Source organism: Kitasatospora sp. NPDC048296 (assembly GCF_043201815.1).
In the GTDB taxonomy this organism is placed as follows: domain Bacteria; phylum Actinomycetota; class Actinomycetes; order Streptomycetales; family Streptomycetaceae; genus Kitasatospora.
Genome location: NZ_JBICZB010000180.1, coordinates 1 through 1,162, shown reverse-complemented (window position 1 = coordinate 1,162; position 1,162 = coordinate 1). Strand labels below are relative to the sequence as shown.

1 protein-coding gene is annotated in these 1,162 nt (G+C 66.5%); it reads right to left on the bottom strand.

Going from position 1 to position 1,162, the window contains the following annotated elements:
* Positions 1–1,162: extracellular solute-binding protein (locus ACGF12_RS38290; RefSeq protein WP_393041190.1), on the bottom strand; the 1,162-nt coding region annotated here is incomplete at both ends.

The window sequence follows — 1,162 nt, the reverse complement described above, 5'->3', positions numbered from 1 at the left end:
CTGGCCTGCTGGGCGGCCTGCTGGAGTGCGTCGAGGGTCTTCTTCGGGTCGGTGGCCGCGCTGCCGATCTGGGTCTTGACCTGCGCGGAGACGGCGGGCCAGGTCGGGTCGCTGAGCGGGTAGAAGGTGGCGGTGGGCAGGATCTGCAGGAACGGCGTCAGGGACTTCTCGTCCGGGTCGGCCTGGAGCGCGGTGAGGGCGGACTGGGTGACCGGCATCAGGCTGTACTCCTTGTCGAACTTCACCGTGTTGTCCTTGGTGTAGGCGAAGTCGAGGAAGGCCTTGATCTGGTCCTTGTGGCCGCCCTTCTTGAAGGCCATCACCCAGTCGCCGACGCCGAGAGTGGTCTTGGAGACGCCGTCCTTGCCGGGCAGCGCGGTCCACGTGACGTCCATGTTCTTGACGTCCTTCAGCTGGGTGGGGATGCCGTTGAGCATGCCGACCTTGCCGGAGGCGAAGTCCTTCGCCAGGTCGGTGCGGTTGACGGAGGCCGGGCTCTGCTCGGTCAGGCCCGCGTCCACCCAGCTCTTGAGCTGGGTGAAGGTGTCGATGTTGGCCTGCGAGTTGATGGTGTACTTGCCCTTGTCGTCCTGGTAGCCGCCGTGGTTCTCCAGCATCCAGATGAACGACTCGCCCTGGGCCTCCTCCTTGCCCAGCGGCACGCCGAGCGGGATCTCCACGCCGGCGTTCTTCAGCGCGGTGGCGGCGGCGGTGAGGTCGGCCCAGGTCTTGGGCGCCTTGGCCGGGTCGAGGCCGGCCTTCTTGAAGAGCGCGTTGTTGATCAGGAACATCCGGGCGCTGGAGACGAACGGGATCCCGTACTGGGTGCCGTCCTGTTCGCCGGCGTGCGCCAGCGAGGGGATGAAGTCGGCTGCGGTGCCGGCGGAGAGGACGTCCTGGGCGGGGTAGAGCTGGCCGTTCTTGGCGAAGTCGGCGTAGCCGCCGGTCTGCAGGATGTCCGGCTGGTTGCCGTTCTGCACCATCGTCTTGACCTGGGTGTCGAGGTCGTTCCAGTTGATGACCTGGAGGTCGACCTTGATCTTGGGGTTCTGCTGCTCGAAGGCGGAGATCACGCCCTGCCAGTACGCCTGGCTCGGGTTCTGGCCGTTCGAGCCGTAGTCGGCGGCGACGAACTTGATCGTGGTGACGCCGTCGGCGGAGG